Annotated in this window: 2 protein-coding genes and 1 pseudogene; all 3 read left to right on the top strand. The window is 76.6% G+C overall.

What is annotated here, in order from left to right:
• The first annotated feature begins 147 nt into the window (after window positions 1–147).
• Window positions 148–770: pseudogene (locus ACTUAL_RS09490) on the top strand (ABC transporter ATP-binding protein).
• Window positions 767–1,489: a hypothetical protein gene (locus ACTUAL_RS09485; RefSeq protein WP_440899995.1), complete on the top strand. Its 723-nt coding sequence runs from the start codon at window positions 767–769 to the stop codon at window positions 1,487–1,489. The pseudogene ACTUAL_RS09490 and the gene ACTUAL_RS09485 overlap by 4 nt, the downstream one beginning before the upstream one ends.
• Window positions 1,431–1,840 (top strand): FtsX-like permease family protein (locus ACTUAL_RS09480; protein ID WP_440899994.1); only part of this gene is annotated, 410 nt, incomplete at its 3' end. The genes ACTUAL_RS09485 and ACTUAL_RS09480, both read left to right, overlap by 59 nt.

The raw sequence follows: 1,840 nt of genomic DNA, 5'->3' as shown, positions 1-1,840 counted from the left end.
GGACGCGGGCCTGGCCGCCGGTGTGGCCAGCGGGAGCACGGTCGGGCCGGACCGGGCGGCCATCGCCGAGGCCATGGCGGCCGCCCGCGCGCACTGCGAGGACGCTCGGGTCGACCTGCCCTTCCCGGACCCGAGGTGAGGGGCTGGGTGACGCGCGGGAACGTCGCCGCGCGGGAGGAGCGGGGCACGTGGCTGTCAGCGGCCGTCGACCTGGTCAAGGTGCACCGGCGGGGCGGGAGCGAGGCCCGGGCCCTGGACGGGGTCACGGTCTCCTTCGAGGCCGGGCGGTTCACGGCCGTCACGGGCGCGTCCGGGTCGGGTTCGTGTTCCAGGCGCTCAACCTGCTGCCGCAGCTGAGCGCGGAGCGCAACATCACGCTGCCGCTCGGCCTGGCCGGGCGGTCCGTCGACCGGGAGCTGTTCGAGCACCTGGTCGAAGTGCTCGGCCTCGGTGACCGGGTGGGGCACCGGCCGGGGGAGCTGTCCGGCGGGCAGCAGCAGCGGGTGGCGCTGGCGCGGGCGCTGATCGGGCGGCCCGACGTGGTGTTCGCGGACGAGCCGACCGGCAACCTGGACTCGCGTTCCGGCGGTGAGGTGCTGGCGTTCCTGCGCGAGTCGGTGCGGGAGTTGGGGCAGACCGTGGTGACGGTGACGCACGACCCCGTGGCGTCCTCGTACGCGGACCAGGTTGTCTCGCTCGCGGACGGGAGAGTGGTGCGGGACCGGGACGACGCCCCGTCCCGGCGTCGGGACGGCGGGGTGGCGCGGTGAGCAGGCGGCTCGACGCCAGCGTGCTGCGCACCCAGCTCGCCGGAGTCGTCCGCGCGCCCCTGCGGCCGGTGCTCACCGGGTTGCCGGTGCTGGTCGCGGCGTTCTTCGCCTGCGGCGCGGTGCTGGGCCAGGCCGTCGCCGAGCGGGCGGTGCTGGACGGGCTCGGCGGCACGCCCGCCGGGGTCGAGCGGGTGCGCGCCACGCCCGGAGTCGCCGAGGTCCAGCCGAGGGTGAGCGCGGGGGCGGTGCTCGCCGGCGCGGCCGACCGGTACCTCGGGCTCGAGGCCGATCCGGGGGACGGCCCGCTGTCGCTGGCGCGGGTGGTGGAGGGGCGCTACCCCGGTGCGGCCGACGAGATCGCGGTCAACGAGGTCGCCGCGGCGGGCTACGGCCTCAAGCCGGGGGACCGGACGACCCTCGTGCTCCCGGTCGGCGACGGCGGGCAGCGCGCCGCCGAGGTGCTGGTCACCGGGAGTAGTCCGAGTGGTGGGGGACAAGCTGGAGACCGCGTACGCGCCCACCGACGTCATCACCTCGCTGGTGGACCTGCCCGCCGGGGACGGGTGGTGCTCGCGGCTCGACGTGCGCCTCGCGGACGGGGCCGATCCCGGTGCGCTCACGGCGGAACTCGCCGCCGTGACGGGGGTCGACGGCGAACCGGTGCGCGTCCAGACCGGGGACGCGGCGCGGCTGGCGGAGGCCCGCGCCGCGACCGGTGACGTGGACGACCTGTTCGCGGGCGTCGCCCTGTTCGTCGGCATCTCGATGGTCGCCGCCGCGCTGGTGGCCGCCTCCGGGTTCCGCGTGGTGTTCTCCCAGCGGCTCAAGCAGTTGGCGCTGCTGAGGGTCGTCGGCGCGCACCGGGGGCAGCTGATGCGGGCGCTGGTCGTCGAAGGCGTGGTGGCCGGAGGAGTGGGCGCCGTGACGGCCGTGGTCGTCGTACTGCTGGCGCGCGAGCTGCCCGGACCGGGGAGCACCGGGTACGACCGGGACGCCGGGCTGGTCGCGGTCGTGGCGGTGCTGGTGTTCCTGGCCCTGCTGCTCCTGGGACCGCTGGTAGTGCGCCCGGT

Source organism: Actinosynnema sp., from assembly GCF_052038725.1.
Note: the sequence above shows the minus strand (reverse complement) of the source record. Positions and strands in the feature narration are given on the sequence as shown.